The 1,407-nt window shown below is 39.8% G+C and carries 2 protein-coding genes; both read right to left on the bottom strand.

What is annotated here, in order from left to right:
• Positions 1-119: 119 nt before the first annotated feature.
• Positions 120-341, bottom strand: coding sequence for a hypothetical protein (locus tag KJB35_RS26360; protein WP_238842961.1), 222 nt, complete (start codon positions 339-341; stop codon positions 120-122).
• A 231-nt stretch (positions 342-572) separates the two neighbouring features.
• On the bottom strand, positions 573-1,322 hold the full coding sequence (locus KJB35_RS26350; RefSeq protein WP_061058649.1) for a hypothetical protein: 750 nt from the start codon (positions 1,320-1,322) through the stop codon (positions 573-575).
• Positions 1,323-1,407: the final 85 nt, after the last annotated feature.

Genomic DNA, 1,407 nt, shown 5'->3' with positions numbered 1-1,407 from the left:
CTACCTAAACCATTGTGCCGTAAACACTTAAGCTAATTCAAACCAAAACTGCCAAGCGTTGTGAATCCCTCTTGAATGCTTTGTTAGTTGCCAAACCTAAAGCTTTGATTTGAAGTTAATTACCGCTTTGCCAACACTTGCTTTACGTATGTTGGAAAACTCAAATCAGGTGCAGTTTCAAAGCGTTTGTCGCTGAAACCACTTGGAACACTCAACGCCGTAGAAAACGAACTGACAACACCAAAAAGACCTTTTGGAGAAACAATGCCACAAAGCTGACTTTCAACAAGTAAATCGGCTTCTGAAACGGCAAACCAAACTAGGAAAAGAACGAAGCTCAATTTCCGCGAACCAAGATCCCGAAGTTCGAAGTGCAAAATAGAGCAAAGCACACGTGCGATTAGACCTAAACATTCTGTTTTAGCTGCGTTTTCCTCGTTGGCAACTAACGCCCAGTTAAGGGGTGAAGCACGCAATACCAATGTTACCGCATGGCACTTCAACACCGAAACCACCGCATACCAAAAATGCCACGCGTGCTGAATCCCTCTTGAACTGTTTGTTATACAGCATTATTTATACGAGAATTTGTTAAAAATATCCGAATGGAAATCAATGCTGGCAAAACTAAAGTCATATACTTGATCTCTGGGTACATCTGTTGGAAATTTGACACGAAAGTAATCACCGATTGCTGATTGATAACCGTCACGGTCACCAGATGAGGTAGTAATAATATTATCCGACTGTGTAAAACTATACGTCCAGAATTGCGCAGCCAGTAGAGCACATAAGCCACATGCAGCGTCAATCAAAACATCAAATGTTGCTTTATGAAAATTACTATGTCGATCATGTTTTGTAGTGTTGTAAACTTGATACCAATCCAAGCCTGAACCGTTGCTCCAAGCGCTAAATGGTGTTCTAGTTCCTTTTTCACCGTACCAATTTGGAAGCATAACTTTATATTTTGATAGATAATGACTTTGTTCTATCTTTTTATAGTCACACATATTCAAATTTCTGCCTGATACTGAGTAACCATTTTCTTTTAATATTGCCGTACAATTTGCCTCTATTTCGACACAAAACCTCATTAGTAACTCTTGAATACGAAACGAATGTGTTTCTAAGTTTTGATCCGAAGGTTCGATATAGTCGAACAAAGATATAAGATCTTTCTGCAAAACTTGATAAGCACGAATGTATTGCGTCGGGGATTGCGCAAACAGTGGATGCTTAATGTATTCGCTTTTTCCCGAATTAGCATAAGAGCCGTCTGAAAATATTCTGCACGTTCTTTTGTAAGGTTTGTTTATCACCTAAGCCTCCTTTGCTGTATAACGCCCTGTTAAGGGGTGAGCAACGCAATACCAAAGCCGCCGCAAACCACCTTAAACACTAAAA

Origin of the sequence: Vibrio sp. D431a (genome assembly GCF_030248655.1) — a bacterium.
Classification (GTDB): domain Bacteria; phylum Pseudomonadota; class Gammaproteobacteria; order Enterobacterales; family Vibrionaceae; genus Vibrio; species Vibrio alginolyticus.
This window is presented reverse-complemented; position numbering and strand designations above follow the sequence as displayed.